13 protein-coding genes are annotated in these 21,562 nt (G+C 64.7%); 8 read left to right on the forward strand and 5 right to left on the reverse strand.

Annotated elements, in window-relative coordinates; genetic code table 11:
- Positions 1-130: 130 nt before the first annotated feature.
- The 4 genes from GGR62_RS03495 to GGR62_RS03510 all read left to right on the forward strand — a co-directional run bounded on the left by GGR62_RS03495 (position 131) and on the right by GGR62_RS03510 (position 6,608).
- The gene (locus tag GGR62_RS03495; protein WP_184406577.1) at positions 131-3,073 is read left to right on the forward strand and encodes a TonB-dependent receptor; all 2,943 of its coding nucleotides are present in this window, start codon (positions 131-133) and stop codon (positions 3,071-3,073) included.
- 97 nt (positions 3,074-3,170) lie between these two features.
- Entirely contained in the window at positions 3,171-4,658 is a 1,488-nt protein-coding gene (locus tag GGR62_RS03500) for an MFS transporter (RefSeq protein ID WP_184406578.1), read from the forward strand.
- A 36-nt stretch (positions 4,659-4,694) separates the two neighbouring features.
- Complete coding sequence (locus tag GGR62_RS03505; RefSeq protein WP_184406579.1) at positions 4,695-5,729, forward strand: glycoside hydrolase family 43 protein; 1,035 nt, start codon at positions 4,695-4,697, stop codon at positions 5,727-5,729.
- Between the two features lie 345 nt (positions 5,730-6,074).
- On the forward strand, positions 6,075-6,608 hold the full coding sequence (locus GGR62_RS03510) for a lipocalin family protein (RefSeq protein WP_184406630.1): 534 nt from the start codon (positions 6,075-6,077) through the stop codon (positions 6,606-6,608).
- Positions 6,609-6,684: 76 nt separating this feature from the next.
- On the opposite strand, the gene GGR62_RS03515 is transcribed toward GGR62_RS03510, so the two are convergent.
- Complete coding sequence (locus tag GGR62_RS03515) at positions 6,685-7,038, reverse strand: ribonuclease E inhibitor RraB (protein WP_184406580.1); 354 nt, start codon at positions 7,036-7,038, stop codon at positions 6,685-6,687.
- 194 nt (positions 7,039-7,232) lie between these two features.
- Positions 7,233-7,805 carry a hypothetical protein gene (locus tag GGR62_RS03520; RefSeq protein WP_184406581.1) on the reverse strand — a complete coding sequence of 191 codons (573 nt, stop codon included), beginning with the start codon at positions 7,803-7,805 and terminating at the stop codon, positions 7,233-7,235.
- A gap of 155 nt (positions 7,806-7,960) precedes the next feature.
- On the opposite strand from GGR62_RS03520, the gene GGR62_RS03525 reads away from it, so the two are divergent.
- On the forward strand, positions 7,961-8,164 hold the full coding sequence (locus tag GGR62_RS03525; RefSeq protein WP_184406582.1) for a YdcH family protein: 204 nt from the start codon (positions 7,961-7,963) through the stop codon (positions 8,162-8,164).
- 375 nt (positions 8,165-8,539) lie between these two features.
- On the opposite strand, the gene GGR62_RS03530 is transcribed toward GGR62_RS03525, so the two are convergent.
- From GGR62_RS03530 to GGR62_RS03540, 3 genes are all read right to left on the reverse strand, one after another.
- Entirely contained in the window at positions 8,540-9,520 is a 981-nt protein-coding gene (locus tag GGR62_RS03530) for a zinc-binding dehydrogenase (protein ID WP_184406583.1), read from the reverse strand.
- A gap of 422 nt (positions 9,521-9,942) precedes the next feature.
- Positions 9,943-12,612 carry a glycerol-3-phosphate 1-O-acyltransferase PlsB gene (gene plsB / locus GGR62_RS03535; protein WP_184406584.1) on the reverse strand — a complete coding sequence of 890 codons (2,670 nt, stop codon included), beginning with the start codon at positions 12,610-12,612 and terminating at the stop codon, positions 9,943-9,945.
- Positions 12,612-13,586, reverse strand: coding sequence for a hypothetical protein (locus GGR62_RS03540; protein WP_184406585.1), 975 nt, complete (start codon positions 13,584-13,586; stop codon positions 12,612-12,614). Before GGR62_RS03540 ends, plsB begins: the two co-directional genes overlap by 1 nt.
- Before the next feature lie 405 nt (positions 13,587-13,991).
- Here GGR62_RS03540 and GGR62_RS03545 point away from each other — a divergent pair, with 405 nt between their 5' ends.
- The 3 genes from GGR62_RS03545 to GGR62_RS03555 all read left to right on the forward strand — a co-directional run bounded on the left by GGR62_RS03545 (position 13,992) and on the right by GGR62_RS03555 (position 21,540).
- Entirely contained in the window at positions 13,992-15,044 is a 1,053-nt protein-coding gene (locus GGR62_RS03545) for a LacI family DNA-binding transcriptional regulator (RefSeq protein WP_184406586.1), read from the forward strand.
- 122 nt (positions 15,045-15,166) lie between these two features.
- Positions 15,167-18,199: a TonB-dependent receptor gene (locus tag GGR62_RS03550; RefSeq protein WP_184406587.1), complete on the forward strand. Its 3,033-nt coding sequence runs from the start codon at positions 15,167-15,169 to the stop codon at positions 18,197-18,199.
- A gap of 311 nt (positions 18,200-18,510) precedes the next feature.
- Complete coding sequence (locus tag GGR62_RS03555; protein WP_184406588.1) at positions 18,511-21,540, forward strand: TonB-dependent receptor; 3,030 nt, start codon at positions 18,511-18,513, stop codon at positions 21,538-21,540.
- Positions 21,541-21,562: the final 22 nt, after the last annotated feature.

Below are 21,562 nucleotides of genomic sequence, written 5' to 3' on the forward strand. Positions count from 1 at the left end.
GCTAACATCCAACGCCACTGATCGCCCGTCTCCCACCTTGCACCACCGCCGCGCCGACCGCCGGCAGCGGCACTCCCTGCGCAGGGGCGATGCGTGGGACATCTGCTCACCTGTTAGGGAAGGGATTACGGTGAAGAACAGCTACGCACGAACCGCGTTGTCCTGCGCGTTGGGATCCATCCTGCTGGGCATGACCAGCACTGCCGCCTGGGCACAGTCCACCGCTGCCGACAGCGCCGCCACCACTGCGCAAACACCGCCGGCCACCGCCGCCAGCGGCGATGCGGTGACCCAGCTCGATACGGTCACCGTGTCCGGTTACCGGCGCAGCATCCAGTTTTCCACCGATGCCAAGCGCGACTCGGTAGGGTTTGCCGACACCGTGTTTGCCGAAGACATCGGCAAGTTCCCGGACATGAACATCGCCGAGTCGCTCAATCGCATTCCCGGCGTGCAGCTCTCGCGCGACGTCAACGGCGAAGGCCTCAACATCGCCATCCGCGGCCTGGGCACCAGCTTCACCAAGACCACGCTCAATGGCGCCAGCATCGCCACCGCCTCGATCGGCCTGAATGCGCAGAACCAGAACCGCGAAGTCGATCTGAACCTGTTTCCCACCGAATTCTTCACCCAGCTCACCGTGAGCAAGACGCCCACCGCGAGCATGCTCGAAGGCGGTGTCTCCGGCGTGGTGGACATGCGCAGCGCGCGGCCGTTCGATCGCCCCGGCGTGCACTTCACCTATCAGGCGCAAGCCGACTGGAACAGCACCAGCGAGAAGACCACTCCGCGTGGTGCACTGATGGGCAGCTGGACCAACGAGGCAGGCACCCTCGGCGCGCTGTTCGGCGTGGCGTCGGTGCGCAGCAAGCTGGGCGTGCGCGGCTTCGAGAGCGTGGGCTGGACCAACCCCGGCCTGACCTACACCCAGTGCGGGCTCACCCCGCCTGCGGGCACGCCGGCAACCAATCAACCGGCGGCCTGCAACGTCAACGGCGGCGGCAACTGGCGCATTCCGGACCGGGTGCCGGCCACCGCCGGCAGCGGCCTGACCACCGGCGAAACCATCGATGCGGCGTGGTTGCTGGCGCGCAACCCCGGCCTGAGCATCGACCAGATCAGCGATGCGCTGATTCCGCGCCTGGGCCGCACCGTGCACATGGATGGCGACCGCGATCGCGATGCGTCGGTCATGTCGCTGGAGTGGCGGCCGTCCGACAGCATGCACTTCTACCTGGACACGTTGTATTCCGAAGCCAAGCGCACCACCAACCGGATCAGCATGAATCTGATCGGCCGCAACGGCAACATGATCCCGCTCGGCATGCAGCTGGACCAGAACAACGTGGTCACCAGCGCGACCTTTGCCAATGCGCAGTATTTCCTGGAAGCGCGTCCGTACCACGAGAACGTCAAGTTCTGGAGCGTCAATCCCGGCGCAGAGCTACTGTTCGGTGCCGATCAGGACATCAAGCTCAACGTACAGGCCAACGCCACCCGCAGCTGGCTGGCGCGCGAATCGCCCAGCATCCTGGTCACCTCGCCGTTCACCACCGTCGATTACCGCAACGAGGGCGGCGATCAACCCTCGATCACCAGTCCGCTCGATCTCAACGACCCCAATCTTGGCTGGGGCTGGAACGGTGGCCGGGTCAATATCCAGAACGAAAAACGCGTAACCGAAACGCGCGGTGCGCGCGCCGACCTGCAGTTCGGCGAAGACAAGCGCAACATCAAGATCGGCGCGGCCTACGATCTGGCCGAGCGCACCATCCGCGGCTTCGACAACAGCACCGCGTGGGAACAGGTGGTGTGCCGCGGCGGTGGCGGCAACGTATGCAATGGCGGGCCCGGTTCGGCAATTCCCAACGCGGCCTTGTCCGGCTATTTGCGGCCCGGCCCCGGCGGGTTCATCACCGCCGATTTCGACCGTTTCCTCGGCGATACCAACTACTACGCACTACGCGATTCCGCACCGGAGACCAACTCCGCCAATACCGGTGCCTCGGCCGGCGGCATCCGCGAAAAGAACCTGGGTTTCTACATCGAAACCAACGCCGAAACCGAAGTGTGGAATCGCACGCTGCGCCTGAATGCCGGCGTGCGCTACGTGACCACCGACCAGACCATCACCGGCCCGGTCACCATCAACGGCGTCCGCCAGGTGCAGGTGCTGGATTCGGACTACAAGGAAACCCTGCCCTCGTTCAACGCGGCCTGGGATGTCGCCGACAACGTGGTGCTGCGCCTGTCCAGCTCGCGCACGCTGACGCGCCCCGACCCCAGCGCGATGTTGCCCAATACCAATTTCAGCGACCCGTCCGCGCAGACCGCAACGCAAGGCAATCCGAACCTGGCGCCGTATCTGTCCACCAACGTGGATTTCGGCGGCGAGTGGTATACCGGCGGCGAAGGCTACGTGGGCCTGACCCTGTTCAACAAGCGCATCAGCGGCTTCACCGTCAACGGCGTGCGTCGCATTCCCTTCAACGATCTCGGCGTGGCCTACGACAGCCTGTTGCCGATCCAGCAGGCCGGCCTGGAGCAGCGCGGTGGCCCGAATGCGGCCACGGTCGATGTGCAGACGCAGGTCAACGCCGATGGCGTGCTCAACATCCGCGGCACCGAGGCAATCTGGGTGCAGCCGCTGGACAAGCTGATCGACGGCATGGGCTTCAGCGTGAACTACACGCATGTCACCCAATCCTCCGAAGGCGAAGGCATTCCCGCCGTCGCCGTCGGTGTGGCCCCGAACCTGTGGAACGGCACCGTGTACTGGGAAAAGGACGCCGCCTCGGTGCGCCTGTCCTACACCTGGAACGACGACATGGTGATCTCCGGCGCCAACCAGAACGGCATCCCTTACGCACGCCTCAACGCCGATGCACGCGGTCAGCTGGATCTATCGGCCAGCTACGCGCTGGACTGGCTGCCGTCCAAACCGCAGATCACCCTCAACGTCACCAACATCACCGACGAGCCGCTGCGGACCACCTACGCTTGGCCCAATGCCACCTACGACCTGTATCAACCCGGGCGCACCGTCATGCTCGGCATCCGCGGTACCTTCTGAGTGCCGTGCCGGCCGGTCGTGGCACATCCGTGCCGCGATCGGCGGCATCGCGCGCTGCGGCGTTTCCCGCAGCATTCCTTGAGCCCCGCCCCATCCCATGAACGATCGCTCACAGCAACTCTCCTTGCGCGAAAAGATCGGCTACAGCCTGGGCGACCTGGCGGCCAACCTGATCTTCCAGACGCTGGTCACTTTTCTGGCGTTCTTCTACACCGATGTGTTCCGCATTCCGGCGGGCGCAGCGGCCACGCTGATCTTCGTGGTCGGCCTGCTGGGCGCATTCGTGTTCACGCCGATCATCGGCATCCTGGCCGATCGCACCCGCACGCGCTGGGGCAAGTTCCGGCCATGGATCCTGTGGACCGCATTGCCGTTCGGCGCGTTGTCGCTGGCCGCGTTCAACACGCCCGCACTCGGCGAACAGGGCAAGATCGCCTACGCATTCGCCACCTACACGCTGTTGATGCTGGTGTATGTGGCCAACAACCTGCCGTATTCGGCACTGAGCGGCGTGCTCACCGGCAGCATGGAGCAGCGCAATAGTTTGTCGGCATATCGCTTTCTGGCTGTGACGTTTGCGCAGTTCGTGATCCAGGTGCTGTTGCTGCCACTGGTGTTGATCCTGGGCAACGGCGACAAGGCGCAAGGGTTTCGCAACACCATGGCGCTGTTCGCCGCTGTCGGCACGCTATGCTTTCTGATCACCTTCTTCACCACCCGCGAGCGGGTGTTGCCGATCAGCGAACAACGCACCAGCGTGCGCCAGGACCTCACCGACCTGATGCGTAACAAACCCTGGCTGGTGATGTTGGCGCTGACCATCCTGGTGTTCGTCAATCTCGCCATGAAGGGCGGGATGTACATCTACTACTTCAAGTACTACCTCGACCCTGGCGCACTGGCGCAGTTTCTCGACGACGCCGGTTTCAACCGGTTTATCGCCGCGATCAACAACGTGCTGACCGGCGCCGGCATGAGCGCGCTGCATTGGCCGCAGGATGCGCCGACATCGGCGTTCAGCGTGTTCAGTGCCGGCGGCATCCTGGCGATGATCGTCGGCATCGGGTTTTCCAAACGTCTGGCAGACCGGTACGGCAAGCGCAATGTCTTCGGCGGTGCCTTGCTGATCTCTACGCTGTTTCTGCTCGCGTTCTATCTGTATCCACCCAACGCGATCGGCTGGGTGTTCGTCTCTTACGTGCTGCATGGTTTCTTCTACGGCATCACCATTCCGTTGCTGTGGGCAATGATTGCCGATGTGGCCGACTACTCGGAATGGAAGAACCACCGCCGTGCCACCGCGATCATTTTCTCGGCAATGCTGTGCGGGCTGAAGATCGGCCTGAGCGTCGGCGGCGCACTGGTCGCCGGCATCCTGGCGGTCTATGGCTACGACGCTGCCCTGCCGCAGCAAAGCGCCGCGGTCACCAGCGGTATCCGCATGGCCATCAGCGTGTACGCCTCCATCCCGTTCCTGCTCGGCACCGCGCTGCTGGCGCTGTATGAAATCGACAAGGCGCTGGAAACCCGCATCGAAGGCGAACTCGGCGTGCGCCGACAAGCCGCGCCCGTGGCGACCAGTTGACGTCAACTCCCTTCCACCTCATGCACAGGTACGCGCATGTCCGATGAATCGTCCACCGCTGCACTGCAGGCCCTAGCGCGCACCGCCATCTCCGCACCGCTGGTCACCCACCTCTACACCGCCGACCCTTCTGCCCACGTGTTCGACGGTGCGTTGTATCTCTATCCGTCCCACGACATCGATGCCGGCGTTGCCTTCAGCGACGATGGCTCGCATTTCGACATGGCCGACTATCACGTGTTCCGCATGGCGCACCCTGAGGCGCCGGTGGAAGACCTGGGCCAGGTGCTGCATGTGCGCGATGTGCCCTGGGCGCAGCGACAGCTGTGGGCGCCGGATGCTGCCCAGCGCGACGGCAAGACCTATCTGTATTTTCCCGCAAAACGCGCCGACGGCCTCTTCCAGATCGGCGTGGCGGTAGGCGATGGCCCGCAAGGCCCATTCGTCGCAGAGCCCGAGCCCATCGCCGGCGCCTATTCGATCGACCCGGCAGTCTTTGCCGACGATGACGGCGCGCATTATCTGTACTTCGGCGGCATCTGGGGCGGCCAGCTGCAGCATTACCGCAACAACGTCTATGCACCGACCCATCAGGAACCCGCAGACGACGCGCCTGCCCTCGGCCCACGCGTGGCGCGCCTGCGCGAAGACATGACACAACTGGCCGAGCCCACCCGCGAGATCGTCATCCTCGACGAACACGGCACCCCAATACGCGCCGGCGACCACGCCCGCCGTTTCTTCGAAGGCCCCTGGGTCCACCACCACGCCGGCCGCTATTACCTGTCCTACTCCACCGGCGACACCCACCGCATCTGCTACGCCACCAGCGATACCCCGTACGGGCCGTTCACCTACCGGGGTGTGCTGCTCGCACCGGTGGTCGGCTGGACCACGCATCACTCTGTCTGCCTTTTCGACGGACAGTGGTACCTGTTCTATCACGACGCGGTGTTATCAGGCGGACAGACGCATTTGCGCAGCATCAAGATGGCGCCGTTGGAGCACGACAAGGAGGGAAGGATCGCGACGATCTATCCGTATGGGGAAGGGGCGGTGTCGCCTTGGTGAATGCCGTTGGGCAACCGCCTCCCGAGATCCAACCAGCCCGCCATGGCGCGACCGCTGGCACTGAACGAAAGTCCTGTCCCCTCTGCGCGTCCAAAGCACGTCGTGATCCTCACTGCGGCTGATCGTTGAACCAGCGCTCACCGACCTGTGATCGCGCGCTTCCTGCCGTCTGCGCAACGCTTGGGTCTTGCTCTTCAACGTTGCCATGACGACTCGCACGGTACCGTCATCTGACTACGACAGTGGTCCAGCTTGCGGCTGGGCCGGACCTGCATCGCATGGGGCCGCATCCAGGCGCATTGCGGCGACGTAGGCCATGTACATGCTCTTTTGATGGAGGTTGCCATGCGACATAGTTCGATGCTGTTGTTACTGACACTCGCGGTCCACGGGAGTGCTGGCGCAAGCGATTCAGGCGCCGCCCTGCCCCGCGCAGACACCGTTGATGTGCCACGCTTCATGGGCGACTGGTACGTCATCGCCCACATTCCTACCCGGCCCGAGCGCAAGGCCTACGATGCCGTGGAGCGCTACGCGCTGCGACCGGATGGCCGCATCCAGACCACGTTTACTTTTCGCAAGGGCAGTTTCCAGGCGCCGCTCAAGTCCATGCATCCCATTGGCCAGGTTGCAAAGGAGGGCAATGGCGCGCTGTGGAGCATGCAGTTTCTCTGGCCGTTCAAGGCCGAGTACGTGATCGCCTGGCGTGATGCAGACTATGCGCAAACCATCGTGGCACGCAGCAAGCGCGATTACGTCTGGTATATGGCGCGTACCCCGCAGGTGTCCGATGCCGACTATCAGCAGGCCGTTCAACGTATCGCCGCCATGGGCTACGACGTGTCACAGCTGCGTCGCGTGCCGCAGTCGCCGCGGTAACGCGTCAATGCTGTAAAAACTGCGACGCGCTCAGTGATGCAGTAACTGCATCCTAGGCTCTCGCACACTGACTGCATTAGACGTCTTTGTCATCCACCGCAAACTCCCAGCCATCATTCAAACCACCCAACGGCCTGGCCTCCGTTGCCAGCTCTTCTTCGAAAGCCGAAATCGCCTTGTACGACGGGATCATGGTCGGATACACCGTCACGTCCATCGGAAACGCCGCGTTTTCCTCGTAGTGACAGCAGCGAACTTTCTGCTCGAAGCGGAGCAGCGTCACTGAGAATTCCAATGCCGACTCCTTCGTGGGGAAGACGACGGAAAACGCGATCTCGCGTGGCTTGGAAAGATCCACCCCTTGCTGGGCGATGTGCCAGAGGGTGTCGCCGTTATCGTCGTTGGGGTACAGATCCGGATGTCGTTGCATAGGGGCTTCGGTCTTTGGCGGCCGGTTGACCAAAGACGAATCTTAGCGCTTGACACGTCTGGTCTGGTTGGCTGGTCCCAAAATCCAGACGTCCGTTCCTGGCGCCAGCAGTTTCTCCGCCCGACCAAGCGAAACACCGGCCGGGCAGTGAGGGCCACTCAGGTGGCCGCGCGAGGCGCGACCACCCGATCAATTCAGGGAAGCCAAACCAGATTCATCAACTGCGGATCGGCCGTCACCTTGACCAGCTTGCCACTAGGGCCGAACTGCACCTGGTACTCGGAGAAGCTGTCACGCCAGTAGCGCCACAACGAGGCGTCCAGATTCGGGTTTTCGCTGCTGATCGGGTAGCCGACGGCCATCAGGACCTGTTCGCGGGTCATGCCGCCGGTGAGCTTTCCATCGTTGATGGCCTGGCGAATCTTCGGCGGGAAGGTGGCGAGCTTGAGCTTGGGGTCGGCGGTGACGACGTAGCGTGCGGCGAAGGCGGTGTTGTCCAGGTCGCGGCTGTAGTCGTTGCCGATGGACTGCTTTTCGCCGGCGATCTTGAGGTTGACGCGGTTGCGGCCAAAGCCGGTGACGCTGACCGGGGTGCCGACGGGGAGCACGCGCTTGCCGTCTTCGGCGTAGTTGCTGTCGCTGATCCAGCTGCCGTCGGTGCGCAGGTTGCAGCACAGAAAGCCGTCGTACTTGGCAGCGTCGGCAGCTGCGGCGAGGTTGGCGGCGGTGAGCAGGCTCAGGGCCAGCAGGGAAGAACGCAAACGCATCGTAAAGACTCCATTCTCGACGGCCGTGGCCGCATGGCAATGATGGGTAGGGCGCGCCGTCGTTTCCCCGATGGCGCGTGGGCATTGTGGCAGCCTCGGGCGTGTTGGCAAGCGCGGGTGACGCGGCCGGCCCGTGGTTGTGTATGCTCGGAACCGTGGACACTCTCTCACCCGCCGAGATCGCCGAGCAGATCGCCGAGTTGCGACGCGCCCATCGCGCGTTGGACGAGGAAATCCAGCGCGTGCCCGCCAACCCGGAGGACGAGTTGCAGATGAAGCGCTTGAAGAAGCGCAAGCTGCATCTCAAGGACTGCATCACGCGGCTGGAAATGGAGCTGGTGCCTGACGAGCCGGCGTGATGCCGTGCGTGCGGCCGCTTGGGCTGGCGTTGCCGTCGTGGAGATCCGCGTCGCGGTGGCAGGCGGTTGGGCAGGCAGGGTTCGTCTGATGGTGGACGCCGGCTTGCGCTGAGGCCGGTCGTGCTGGTCGCTTGGGCCGTCCCCTCACCCCAACCCCTCTCCCGCAAGCGGGAGAGGGGCTAGTGCGCATGCGAGCTCGCTATTCCACTGCCGCACAATGTCCTTCTCCCGCGTGCGGGGAAGGTGCCCGCAGGGCGGATGGCAGCAGTCTCGCGGGCAGATGCGCAAGCCGTTCCTCTCCCGGCAGGAGAGGGACGTTTGTCTCAATGATTTGGTGACGCACCTGCTGTCTTTGAGCCAGTTGCGTCGGTGTGCTCAGCCAGCGCGCAGCAGGACCTTGCCACGACGCCCCGGTTCGGCGCTTGCGGCGGCAGCCTTGGCGGCGTCTTGCAGATCGAACACCGCTTCCACCGGTAAGGCCAGGCTGCCATCGAGTGCGGCTTTCAGCAGCTCACCGATCATGCGGCGCTTGTCCTCGGGTTTGGTGGCAGTGGTGACCTTGCTGCCCCAGAAGCCGCGCACGGTGGCCTGCTTGAAGATCACATCGCCGCTGGAAATCTGTAGCGGCTCGCCGGTCATCGAGCCGAACGAAATCAGTTCGCCACCTTCGGCCAGCAGTCCCATCAATTCGCCTGCCGCGCTGCCAGCGACCGAGTCGATGGCACGCACGATCGGCGCGTCACCGACCAGCGCGCGCACATGGTCCTGCCAACCCTCCTGCGCGGTGGACACGGCATTACCGATGCCGAGCGCCTTCAGTTCCTCCACGCCGGCATCGCGGCGCACCAGGTTGATCACGTTGATGCCGCGCGCGGCAGCGAGCATGGCCACGGTCTTGCCGACGGCGCCATTGGCGGTGTTCTGCACGATCCAGTCGCCTTGTTGCACGTGCAGGAATTCGATCAGCATCAGCGCGCTCAGCGGCATGGCGATCAATTGGCAGCCGCGGTCGTCGTCCAATGCGTCGGGTAGCGGCACGACACCGGAGGCACTGGCGAGGAAGAACTCGGCCCAGCTTTCGTGGACGCCGGCGGCGACAACGCGTTGGCCCACTTGCAGACCTTCGACGCCTTCGCCGAGTGCGTCGATCACGCCTGCGGCTTCGCTGCCACCGATGGCGGGAAGCGCGGGCTTGTAGCCGTAGTTACCGCGCACAGTCCACAGGTCGTGATTGTGGATCGGCGCGCGGCGCATGGCGATGCGCACCTGGCCCTTGCCTGGCTGCGGCGTGGGCCGCTCGCCGAGTGCCAATACCTGGGCCGGGTCACCGAATTGGGTGTGGATCGCTGCGCGCATGGACGTCTCCTGCCGGACGCGCCTGACGTAGAACGCACCCGATCATTGTGAAAGGTCAGCCGATGTTATCGGCAGGGCTGCAAGTGCGCGATGAAACCAACGGCGGTTTTGTGTGAAGCCTGCGTTGTGTGTGGTGCTGCGCTGTTGGAGTGACTTGCTGGTGCGAGATGGATTGCACGCCCTCATCCGCCCTGCGGGCACCTTCTCCCGCTGGCGGGATAAGCGAGCGTGGGCCGATCACTGATTGCAACGATCCGAGGCTGCAATCGTCGATTGCAGCGAGCTGATACAGCGATGAGCGAGTGCAGCACGCTGCTGCACCGATCAGCTGTTGCAGCCCCCTGCTGCAGCCATCCGCTGGCGCAAGAACCGGGCGCAGCGATCGTTGTGCACGAACCTGATGGGGCAGAAGCCCGACCGCCTCACTCGGACGGCGGCGCTACCACATCGGGCTTGGCTGCGGCCGGGCTGACCCGTTCGATGGTGTGGCGCAATTCGCGGCCGAGAATGAACTTGGCATCCTTCGCCCACACATCCAGCCGGTCGTCGAACATCAGCTTGCTGTTCTCATCCGGCCAGACCAGACGCAGCTCGCGCAGTTTCTGGATGAAGCCGCGGAACAGGGTCTTGTCGAAAAACTCCGGCGCGGCCGGGGCATACAGCAGGCTCAGACGTTGCGCGGCCTGTTGGCACAGGCTTTCCAGTTCGCCGGCACCGAGCACGCCGGGGCCGTTCTTCACCAGCACCGAAATGGCGATGTAATAGCGCTCGAACGCCTGCTGCAGCGAATGGCCGATCGCGCGCAGGCGGAACACTTCGTCGGTCTGCCCGGTGTTGCGGGTCAGCACGCCGCCATCGTCGTCGGCGACGTTGAGCAGCAAGCCTTCGCGTACGAACATGTCGATGGTCTGTTCGATGCGTTCGGCAAAACGATCTTCGCTCCACGGCAGGAACAACTCGGACTGCAGGAACGGGTAGAGGGTGCGACCCAGGCGCAACAGACCGGCACGGCTCATGCGGCGGTTGTTCTGGAAGCAGCACGCCACCCACGACGAGGCCGTGAACAAATGCAGCACGTTATTGCGGAAATAGCTCAACAGCACTGCGGTGTCGCCACTGACGCTCAACACATCGCCCAGCGGATGCGACACGCGCGTGAGCACGTTGATCTCTTCGGCGTGGGTGATGATGCGCGCCGGGGTGTGCGGGGTCACGGTGACGCGGTCCGAATACGGCATTTCCGCCAGCAGCTTCTTGCACAACTCGATCTGCGCGATCAGGTCGGCCTCGCCCATCGCATGCTTGGGCGTGGACAGCAGCGCCAGCGCCAGCAGGTTGATCGGGTTGACGTCGGCGGCGCAGTTGATGCGGGTCTGGATCTGGGTGGACAACGTATCCACCGCCGGTGCCAGCCAGGTCGGTTTTTCGTCGTCGGGCAGCGGTTGGCCGTCCCAGTCCGGGGCGTGCTTGGCCAGCACGTCGTTGAGCGCGATCGGCTCGCCGAAGTTCACCACCACCTGGCCGTAGTTCTGCTTGAGCACCTTGGGGATCGACCACAGCAGGCCCCAGATCGATTCCTTCTCCTTGGGCCGGCCGGTGAGTTCGTCCAGGTAGCTGTTGCCTTCCATCAGCTTCTCGTAGCCGATGTACACCGGCTGGAACAGCACCGGCTTGCGCGGCTGGCGCAGGTAGGCGCGCAGCGTCATGGCGATCATGCCGCCCTTGGGCTGCAGCAGACGCCCGGTGCGCGAGCGCCCGCCTTCGACGAAGTATTCGATCGAATAGCCGCCGGCCACCAGCTGGGCGACGTATTCGCTCAGCACTGCCGAATACAGCGCATTGCCCTTGATCGAGCGACGGATGAAGAACGCGCCGCCCTTGCGCAGCAGCGTGCCGACCACCGGCAGATTGAGGTTGATGCCGGCCACGATATGCGGCGGCACGATGCCGCGCTCATACAGCAGGTAGCTCAGCAGCAGGTAATCCATGTGGCTGCGGTGGCTGGGCACGTAGACCACTTCGTGTCCGGGCGCGGCCTGCTTGAGCTTGTCCAGGTGATGCACCAGCACGCCGGCATAGATGCGGTTCCACACGTGGGTCAGCAGGAAACTGGCCGAGCGCACCACCGGGCTGGAATAGTCGGCGGCGATTTCCCAGGCATAGGCGTGCGCCTTGCGCCAGGCGTCGACCGGCTTGGAGTTGTCGCGCTTGGCCTGGATGGCGATGGCCTCGCGCACCGAGTCGGCAGCCAGCACCTGGTCCACCAGCAGGCGGCGGGTGGACAGGTCCGGGCCGATCACCGCCTCGCGGATACGCCGGAAGTGGGTGCGCAGCACGCGCTGCAACTTGCGCAGGGTGCGCTCGGGCGGCAGGCCTTCGGCCATGGTCTGGCGCAGCGAGATCGGCGGCGCGAAACGCACGATGGTGGTGCGGCCGTTGAGCAGCACCGACAGCAGGCGACGGAAGCGGCCGACCAGCGCCCAGTTTTCCGAAAACAGCACCGCAAACCAGCCGCTCTGCTTGTCGGGCGCGCGGCCGACGAAGATCGACACCGGCACCAGATGCACGTCCAGATCGGCGCGCACGCGATGCGCCTGCAGCAACTTGGCCAGCGAATCGGAATGGGTCTTGCCGCCGCGCTGTTCGGGGATCAGCGAATTGCTGCTACTGCGCCGCGACAGCGCCAGATAGGCGCGCTTGCGCTCCAGCGGGTCACCCGGCAGCGGCACCAGCGGCGACGGCAGCCCGGCCTCGCGGCAGGCCTTGTCCAGGATCAGCGCATTGGACATGCCGTAGTCTTCCAGCACGTACACCACCGGCCGGCCGTCGTCGTAGCGGCCGGGTTGATCCGGTTCGATGGTCAGGCTCAACCACGGGTCGACCAGACGACCGAGCAGGCGCGCCCACCACGGGCGTTTGGCGTTACGCCCGACGGCAATGACCGGCCCGACAGGCGACGCGGCGTCCAACGCCGACGCTGCGGCAGGCGCCGGCACCGCCGTGCTGCCGGCGATCTCGGCGGCAGCCGGGGTGGGCGGGGCGGGCTGGCCGTCCGGGAACGGCAGGGGATTCTGTTCTGGCATCGCCATCATTATCGCCCAGCCGGGCGTTGCCCGGTGTCCGCTGGCGCGGCAGGTACGGCCGTCGGCGTGTCGGGCGCTGCAACGGCGTCGGGTAAGGGCGGGGTCGGCATGGCGCTGAGCAGCGCCTGCACCTCGTCCTGGGTCTGCTGCTGATACCAGTGGCCGTCGCGCTTGATCAACGCGATGGTGAGGTCGATATCGCGGGCCGCCAGCGGATAGCGCAGACGCACCTGGGCGCGATCACCGTCCTGCTTTATCAAACCGGTGCGCAGCGCATCCAGGCTGCTGTCCAGCGACAGGTCGTAGCGCTCCAGCACGGTCTTGGCCGCCGCCCAGAACGGCCCGAGCCGGCGCAGGCTCTCTTCCATGCCCAGGCCTTGCAGATCGGCATCCGAGCCAATGCCGGTGGCGCGGGCAGCGGTCACCAGGTCAGTGATGCTGGCCTTGGCGCGCGCGCGATCGGCCAGCGGGGCGGTGGCGGCCCAAGCGCTCAAGGCATCGACCAGTTGCATGTAATGGGCGCGCTGCTCGGGTTGATAGTCGTTGCGGCTACGCAGGTATTGCACACCGAACTGGCCCAGCGACTGCGCGGCCTGGGCGATGCCCTGCGACTGCCCGGCCAGTTGCGCATCGAAGGCCTGCTGCAAGCGGCGCTCGGCGCCTGGCGCCGACAAGGTGCCGAGCAGGCTGCCGACCTCGTTGGGCAGCGGCAGTTCGGTCAACGGCCAGCGGCTGGCGCCACTGCGCCAGGCCGCTTCCAACTGGGTGTATTGCGCGGGCGTGACCCGGATCCGCGCATAGGCGACCAGATCGTTGCGCCGCAAGGGCAAGGTCATCGACTGCATCGCGGCGGCCGGCTCGGCGGTGGCGCCAGGCAGTGCAGCAGCCCTGTCTTGGCGCTGGCAACTGCCCAGGCACAGCGCTGCCAGCAGCGCCCACGCAATGAACCGGAACCGGCCGGTACGGACGGTAGATAGCGACATGCGCACGCTGTTTCCCCTGATCGATCGGCGCATCTTGCTGTCTGAGTGCACTGGCGGCAAGGCGTGCAGCAACCGTGCGCTCGGGTACGGCAACAAATGTTAGATTTTCGTAGTTCCATGCACGTTGTCACCCGGTGTCCGACATTGACCGCTGTTGTCTTCTTCGGACAACGTTGTCCAGGCGGCGGCGCAAGTCCTTGTGCCGCCTGCATTTGGTGGAATGCTGCGGCGCATCATGTAAGCGCTTGCAGTTCCTGCTAGCGTGCGCCCCATCTCGCTCTGAGGTCGCCATCGGTTGGGGCCGATGTCATTCATGTGCATCTATGACACGAACGCTCTGCGCCAGCGGACCGTGCGCCCCTACCCGGCGTGCGGCGGCAACCGCATTGTTTTGGCGGTGTCGCCATGAGTCGGCCACGCTCGGAAGGCGGCAGCGTCACCATCAAGGATGTCGCGCGCGAAGCGCAGGTGTCGGTGGCGACGGTCTCGCGCACCATGAATGGACATCAGCATGTCGCCGAGTCGGTCCGCGAGCGCGTGCTGCAGGTCGCCCGCGCACTGCACTACATCCCGCATCACGCCGCGCGCAGCCTGAGCAGCCGGCGCACCCACACCATCGGGGTGGTGTTGCCGGACCTGCACGGCGAATTCTTCTCCGAACTGATCCGCGGCATCGACCAGGTGGCGCGCGATCAGGGCTACCACCTGCTGGTGTCCAGCTCGCACGGCGACCCGCAGGCGCAGCGCAAGGCGCTGGAACGCCTGCCCGGACGCGTGGACGGGGTGGTGGTGATGTCGCCCTCGCTGGGCGACTCCGGCGTGCACGAGGACGCCCTGCCCGGCGGCCTTCCTGCGGTGCTGCTCAACTGCGCCGGCACGGCCAGCCAGCGCCCGGTGCTCAACGTGGACAACTACGGTGGCGCGCGGGTGATGACGCGGCACCTGCGCGAGCGCGGCCACCGCCGCATCGCCTTCATCGCCGGGCCGGCCGACAACTTCGATGCGCACGAGCGTCTGCGCGGCTATCGCGACGAGCTGGCGCTGGATGCGCAGGCGCAGCCGTGGGTGCTGCCGGGCAACTTCGATGAAGAATCCGGCTACCGTGCCGGCCAGGCGCTGGCGCAGGACACGCGCCCGGATGCGGTGTTCGCCGCCAACGACATGATGGCGCTGGGCTGCCTGTTCGCGCTCGGCCATGCCGGGCTGAAGGTGCCGCACGACATCGCACTGGCTGGCTTCGACGATGTGCCGATGGCGCGCTACGTGCTGCCGGCGTTGACCACCATGCGGGTGGATATCGCCGGGCTGGGCGCGCGCGCCTTGCAGCTGTTGCTGGATCAGCAACTGGGCGATGCCCCCGCCCCGCCCGCCGATGCCGCAGTGCAGACGTTTTCCGAGATGGTTCCCGAACTGATCGTGCGCGCGTCCAGCGCGCCGCGTGCTGCGCCTCCGACGTAAGGCGCGTCGCGGCTGCTTGCTCATGTGTTGCTTGTCGTGGTTGTCCGCTGTCCCGCTTTATGCAGTTTCAACGCGCCAGTGATTCCACTGGTTCGCGCTTTACCCCTGGGAGGGGGGAAGTCATGAACAATTACCGCACCGTCTCCACCTTGCCGGCGCGCAGCTTGCTCTGCTGCGCCCTTGCCGCCTCATTGTTCGCCGCCTCGCCGGCCATGGCCCAGTCCAGCAACGCCACGTTGCGTGGCCAGGTCGCCTCGGCACAGGCCGGCACCACTGTCACCGCGACCAACGTCGCCACCGGCGCGGTCAGGCGCGTGCCCACCGGCGCTGACGGCAGCTACGCGCTGGTCGGTCTGCCTCCCGGCACCTACAAGGTGGACGCCGGCTCCGGCAGCGCGCAGACCGTGACCCTGTCGGTGGCCTCCTCGGTCACGTTGAACCTGGGCGGTGGCGCGGCGGCGCCGGCAGCGGCCGGAGAGGCGACCACGCTGGACGCGGTGCAGGTCACCGCCACCACGCTGCAGGAGGTCAAGACCTCGGAAGTGGGCACCAACGTGTCGCTGAAGCAGATCAGCACCGTGCCGCAGCTGACGCGCAACTTCCTGGAGTTCGCCGACACCGTGCCGGGCATGCAGTTCGAGACCAACTCCAACGGCAATAGCCAGATCCGCGGCGGCGCGCAGGGCAGCTCGGCGGTCAACGTCTATATCGACGGTGTCGGCCAGAAGAGTTACCTGTTCGGCGGCGTCTCCGGGCAGGAGCAGAGCGCGGGCAACCCGTTCCCGCAGCTGGCCATTGGCGAGTACAAGGTCATCACCTCCAACTACAAGGCCGAGTTCGACCAGGTCGGCTCGGCGGCGATCGTGGCCTCGACCAAATCCGGCGGCAACGAGTTCCACGGCGAAGTTTTCGGCCGCACCAGCAACACCGACTTCCGCGCGCGTCAACCCGACGAACGCGCTGGCGCGCCCAATGCCGACGGCAGCAAGCGCAAGACCCACCAGGACGAATACGGCTTCGCCCTGAGCGGGCCGATCGTGCAGGACAAGGCGCATTTCTTCTTCAGCTACGAAGGCAAGGGCTTCGAGGTCTCGGCCGATCCGGTCGCCGTACCCGACAGCTTCAGCGCGCTCAGCGACGATCTGCCGGCGGGCGTGCAGAGCCGGCTGGGCTCGGTGACCCGGCCGTTCAACGAAGACCTGTACTTCGGCAAGGTCGATTGGGACATCGGTGAAAACGATCGCCTGGAGCTCACCGGCAAATACCGCGATGAGGAAAGCCGCGACAGCGTGGGCAACCAGACCACCGCGCTCGCCTCCAAGATCAATCTCAATACCGAAAAACGCTTCGACCTGCGTTGGCAGCATTACGGCGAGCGCTACGTCAACGAGGCGCGCGTGTCCTACGAGGACGTGCTGTTCAATCCCACCGCCTACACCATCGGCAGCCAGACCGTGTACACGCGCGGCATCGCCGAAGACGACGTGCTGCTCAACGATGGCGCCACCAGCGGGCTGGCGATCCAGCGCAAGGGCCAGAAAGGCCCCAGCTTCCAGAACGACCTGACCTTCAACAACCTGGAATGGCACGGCAACCACGTCATCAAGATGGGCGTGAAGTACAAGGAAGTGGAGCTGACCCAGAGCGAGAACTCTGCGGCCAACCCGTCGTTCTACTACGCGGTGGGCGATGGCGCGGGCACCTCGGCCATTCCCTACCAGGTACGCTTCAACCTGCCGTTCGCCGGTGCCGCACCGTCGGTGACCACCACCAGCAAGCAGCTTGGCCTGTACATCCAGGACGACTGGGACGTCAACGACAAGCTGCAATTGAATATCGGCGTGCGCTGGGATGGCGAGAAGATTCCCTCGTACCTGGACAACGTGACCCCACCGGAAGTGGTGGCGGCCTTGAACGGCCCCGGCACCGACCCGGCCGTCAGCGCTACCTACGCCGAGCAATTGGCCAAGGGCGGGGTGGACATCAACGACTACATCAGCAACGGGCGCAATCGCAAACAGGACAACAACAACTTCGCGCCACGCCTTGGCTTTTCCTACGATTTCCGTGGCGACGAGTCGCTGGTGCTGTTCGGCGGTGCCGGCCGCAGCTACGACCGCAACCTGTTCGACGTGATGGGCCTGGAGCAGATCAAATCCGCGCTGGCGCAGTACACCATCCGCTTTGCCGGGCCCACCAATTGCGTCCCGGCACCCGGCACCTGCACCGCCTTCGATCCGGCGTTTGTGAGCAACCCCGACAGCCTGGGCAACCTGGTCGATGCGCGCGTGCGCAACGGCGAGATCGATCTGCTCAACAACGATCTGAAGACGCCGTATGCGGACCAGTATTCGTTGGGCCTGCGCACCCAGCTGGGCGAGTGGAACACCTCGGCGACGGTGTCGTATATCCATAGCAAGGACGGTTTCATCTTCACCCTGGGCAACCGCTATGCCAACGGCGACTTCTTCCAGAACGGCGCTCAGGCGTTCGAGCAGCGGCCGCAGGGCTTCGGCAACCTGATCATCGGCAACAACGGGGTGGAAACCAAGACCGGCCAGCTGCTGCTGTCGGCGGACAAGGCCTATACGCAGGAAAGCGGCTGGGGTCTGACTGCGGCGTACACCTTCTCGCGTGCGCGCGGCAATCGCGGCAACGACGATCGCTACGGCTTCGATGCGGCCACCATTGCCGATTACCCGTTCCTGGACCTCAATGCAGTGCCGCGCCACCGCCTGGTGCTGACCGGCATCTACGACCTGTTCTGGGGCATCAGCGGCTCGGCCAAGCTGACCCTGGCCACGGTGCCGCCGCGTAACGAGGCGATCTCCTTCGACCAGTACGGCGGCCCGACCTCGGACAATATCCGCGTGGTTTCGGTGGATGCGCCCGGCGGCAAGTTCATCGCCGGTGGCGACATCTTCGGCACCCGCCAGCTGGACCTGTCGTTGTCCAAGGACATGCACATCACCGACGCGGTGACCGTGCAGGTGCGCGGCGATCTGATCAATGCGCTGAACTTCCGCAACTACGACCAGTACAGCATCGACTGGGGCAGTGCCGGCATCTACGACCCGCGCGTGAGCATCAATCAGTACGGGGCGATGTCCACCCCGCCGCGCACGTTGTTTATGAGCGCCCGCATCATCTGGTAATGGTGGCCCGGATGGCAGCTGGCGCATCGATGCCGGTTGTCCGCTCAGGCGCTGGTACTGCACCGGCCCCACGGCAATGGGGAGGGGCCGGCTGCAGGGTTTGCGTCGTTTTACCGATCGACGGTGTGTGCCTGCAGCGCGGCGCTTGATGTACGCGACGCTGCGGGCACCACGCTTGCCTCCGCGATCGTTTTGTTGTTTGCCGTTCCTGCTGTTGCCGACCGCTGCATCCGTTTCATCCATACCCAGCACCAACCTCGACGCGCCAGTCACTTACTGGTTCGCGCTTTACCCCTGGGAGGGGGAGAGTCATGAAGAAGCACCGCACCGTTTCCACCCTGCCCGCACGTAGCCTGTTGTGCTGCGCCCTGGCTGCCTCGTTGTTCGCCACCACGCCGGCCATGGCCCAATCCAGCAACGCCACGTTGCGTGGCCAGGTCGCTTCCGCGCAGAGCGGCAGCGAGGTCGTCGTCACCAATCTCGCCACCGGCTCGGTGCGCCGCGCACCGGTCAACGCGACCGGCAACTACACCATCGTCGGGTTGCAGCCGGGCACCTACAAGGTCGAATCCAACGGCGCCAGCCGCACGGTGACCCTGTCGGTAGCCTCCAGCGCCACCGTCAATCTCGGCACGGAGACGGCGGCGCCCGCAGGCGATGCGACCACGCTGGACACGGTGACGGTCAGCGCGCCGATGATTCGTGACGTGAAGACGTCCGAAGTGGGGAACACCGTGTCGCTGCGACAGATCCAGCAGCTGCCGCAGGCCACGCGCAACTTCCTGGAATTCGCCGACACCGTGCCGGGCATGGTGTTCACCATCGACCAGGACGGCAACACCAAGCTGCGCGGCGGCGCCTCCAATGCCAGCGCCAGCAACCTGTACATCGATGGCGTGAGCCAGAAGAGCTACGTCTCCGGCGGCGGCATTGCCGGCCAGGACGAAACCCAGGGCAATCCGTTCCCGCAGCTGGCCATCGGCGAGTACAAGGTCGTCACGTCCAACTACAAGGCCGAGTATGGCCAGATCAGCGGCGCGGCGATCACTGCGGCGACCAAGTCCGGCACCAACGAATTCCATGGCGAAGCGTTCTATCGCTTCACCAATCAGGACCTGCGCAAGCAGCGTCCGGACGAAGCCGACGGCAAGGTCGATTCCCAGACCAAGGAATACGGTTTTGCGTTGGGTGGCCCGATCATCCAGGACCGCATGCATTTCTTCGTCGCCTACGAAGGCAAGGACAACGTCGCACCCAAGAGCGTGCAGCCCAGTGCCGAAGCGACACCCTTCATCGGGCTGCTGCCGTCGAACCTGCGCGATCAGTACGGCGCGTCGAACATGCCGTTCAGCGAGGACCTGTACTTCGGCAAGATCGACTTCGAACCGACCGACAACGATCGCATCGAGTTGGCCACGCAGTACCGCGACGAAACCCAGGTCAGCAACGTGGGCGGCCAGAACGCGCCCGATCGCGCCGTGGACAAGATCAACAAGGACAAGCGCACCAGCCTGCGTTGGCAGCACAGTGCCGATGGCTGGTTCAACGAAGCCATCTTCACCACCGAGGATTCGCGCAATCTGCCGACGCCGCGCGGCGTGGGCAATGGTTCGATCTATACCTATATCGATCGCACCGAGGCCGACCCGCGCCAGTGGGTGTTTCTCAATACCGGCGCCGCCAGCGGCGAAGACTTCAAGCTGCGTAGCCAGAAGGGCTGGTCGTTCCAGAACGACCTGACCTTCAATGCACTGGAGTGGCACGGCGAGCACACCATCAAGACCGGCGTGACCTACCGCGACATCAAGCTGACCTCGCGCGAATCGAGCTCGCTCAATCCGCAGTTCAGCTACGAAGTCAGCCAGAACGGCGTGGCGCCGGTGCCGTTCCAGGTGCGCTACATCCGCGCCTTCGACAACCCCGGCCAGCTGCCGGTGGTCGAGTCGCCGTCCAAGCAATACGGCATCTATCTGCAGGACGACTGGGCCGCCACCGACAAGCTGATGATCAACATCGGCGTGCGCTACGACTACGAAGACACCCCGGCCTACACCGACTTCGTGACCTCGCAGCCGTTCGTGAATGCGCTGTATTCCGACGACCCGGAAAACCCCGGCCAGCCGTGGGCCAACCGCCTGCTGCCCAGCGGCGTCAACGTGGCCGATTACATCAGCACCGGCAACAACCGCAAGAACTTCAAGGACGCCTGGGCGCCGCGCCTGGGTTTCTCGTACGACCTGTTCGGCGATGAGGCGGCGGTGATCCATGGCGGTGCGGGCCGTTCCTACGACCGCAACCTGTTCGAACAGCTGGCGCTGGAATCGGTCAAGGCCGCGCTGTCGCCGGTGGTGGTGTACTTCAGCGATGCCGCCAGCGGCCAGGGCTGCTTCCGCGACGACCGCGCCTGTGCACCGTGGAATCCGGCGTTCCTCACCGGCATCGATCAGCTCAACACGATCCCCGGCACCAGCGACAGTTCCGAGCTTTTCATGTTCAAGAACAAGCTCAAGACCCCGTACAGCGACCAGTACAGCATCGGCATCAGCAACCAGGTTGGCGACTGGCTCACCGATGTGACCTTCCAGCGCATCCTGTCTTACGACGGCCTGGTGATGAGCCTGGTCAACCGCTATCCGAACGGCGCGTACTTCGACGCCAACGGCGGCGTGCCGTGGGGTGAGCCGGTGCCGGGTTATCGCAATACCGTCATCGGCTACAACGGTCTGGAGCAGCGCAGCAGCCAGGTGTTGCTGTCGGCCGAAAAGCCTTACACCAAGGAATCGGGTTGGGGCTTGAATCTGGCGTACACGCATACCAGCGCGCGCCAGAACCGCAACATCGACGAGCCGTTTGCGTTCGACAAGGCCACCGTTCGCGACTACCCGTTCGTGAAGTCCGATGCGGTGTCGGCACATCGCTTCGTCGCTTCCGGTTCGCTCGATGGCCCATGGGGCGTCACCTTCGGCGCCAAGCTGGTGCTGGCCACGCCCGAGCCGATCAATACGATCGCCTGCTACGGCTTCACCGATCCCGATGGCGGCACCTGCCAGCAGGTCGGCGTCACTCCGCCGGGCAATGGCAAGTTCCTGGTGGGTGGCAAGATCTGGGGGTATCGCACCGTCGATCTGCAGGCCACCAAGGACTTCACCGTGGCTGGCGACTTCAAGCTGACCGCACGGGTCAACGTGCTCAACGTGTTCGATTTCAAGAACTTCAGCCAGTACGAATACAACAGCTTCGGCAGCAACGGACGGCTCGAGCCGGATATCACCGTTGTCAACAACGGCGAGATCAGCTACGTGCCACGCAGCGTGATCTTCGAAGTGGGCGCAAAGTTCTGATCCAACGTAACCTGCACGCGCA

It is taken from the genome of Xanthomonas sp. 3075 (genome assembly GCF_014197275.1).
Taxonomy (GTDB): domain Bacteria; phylum Pseudomonadota; class Gammaproteobacteria; order Xanthomonadales; family Xanthomonadaceae; genus Xanthomonas; species Xanthomonas campestris_B.

Bases quoted from the DNA above. Each gene is read 5' to 3' on its own strand.
- GGR62_RS03500 (WP_184406578.1), top strand. From the start codon at position 3,171: ATGAACGATCGCTCACAGCAACTCTCCTTGCGCGAAAAGATCGGCTAC.
- GGR62_RS03505 (WP_184406579.1), top strand. From the start codon at position 4,695: ATGTCCGATGAATCGTCCACCGCTGCACTGCAGGCCCTAGCGCGCACC.
- GGR62_RS03510 (WP_184406630.1), top strand. From the start codon at position 6,075: ATGCGACATAGTTCGATGCTGTTGTTACTGACACTCGCGGTCCACGGG.
- GGR62_RS03515 (WP_184406580.1), bottom strand. From the start codon at position 7,038: ATGCAACGACATCCGGATCTGTACCCCAACGACGATAACGGCGACACC.
- GGR62_RS03520 (WP_184406581.1), bottom strand. From the start codon at position 7,805: ATGCGTTTGCGTTCTTCCCTGCTGGCCCTGAGCCTGCTCACCGCCGCC.
- GGR62_RS03530 (WP_184406583.1), bottom strand. From the start codon at position 9,520: ATGCGCGCAGCGATCCACACCCAATTCGGTGACCCGGCCCAGGTATTG.
- plsB (WP_184406584.1), bottom strand. From the start codon at position 12,612: ATGATGGCGATGCCAGAACAGAATCCCCTGCCGTTCCCGGACGGCCAG.
- GGR62_RS03540 (WP_184406585.1), bottom strand. From the start codon at position 13,586: ATGTCGCTATCTACCGTCCGTACCGGCCGGTTCCGGTTCATTGCGTGG.
- GGR62_RS03545 (WP_184406586.1), top strand. From the start codon at position 13,992: ATGAGTCGGCCACGCTCGGAAGGCGGCAGCGTCACCATCAAGGATGTC.
- GGR62_RS03550 (WP_184406587.1), top strand. From the start codon at position 15,167: ATGAACAATTACCGCACCGTCTCCACCTTGCCGGCGCGCAGCTTGCTC.
- GGR62_RS03555 (WP_184406588.1), top strand. From the start codon at position 18,511: ATGAAGAAGCACCGCACCGTTTCCACCCTGCCCGCACGTAGCCTGTTG.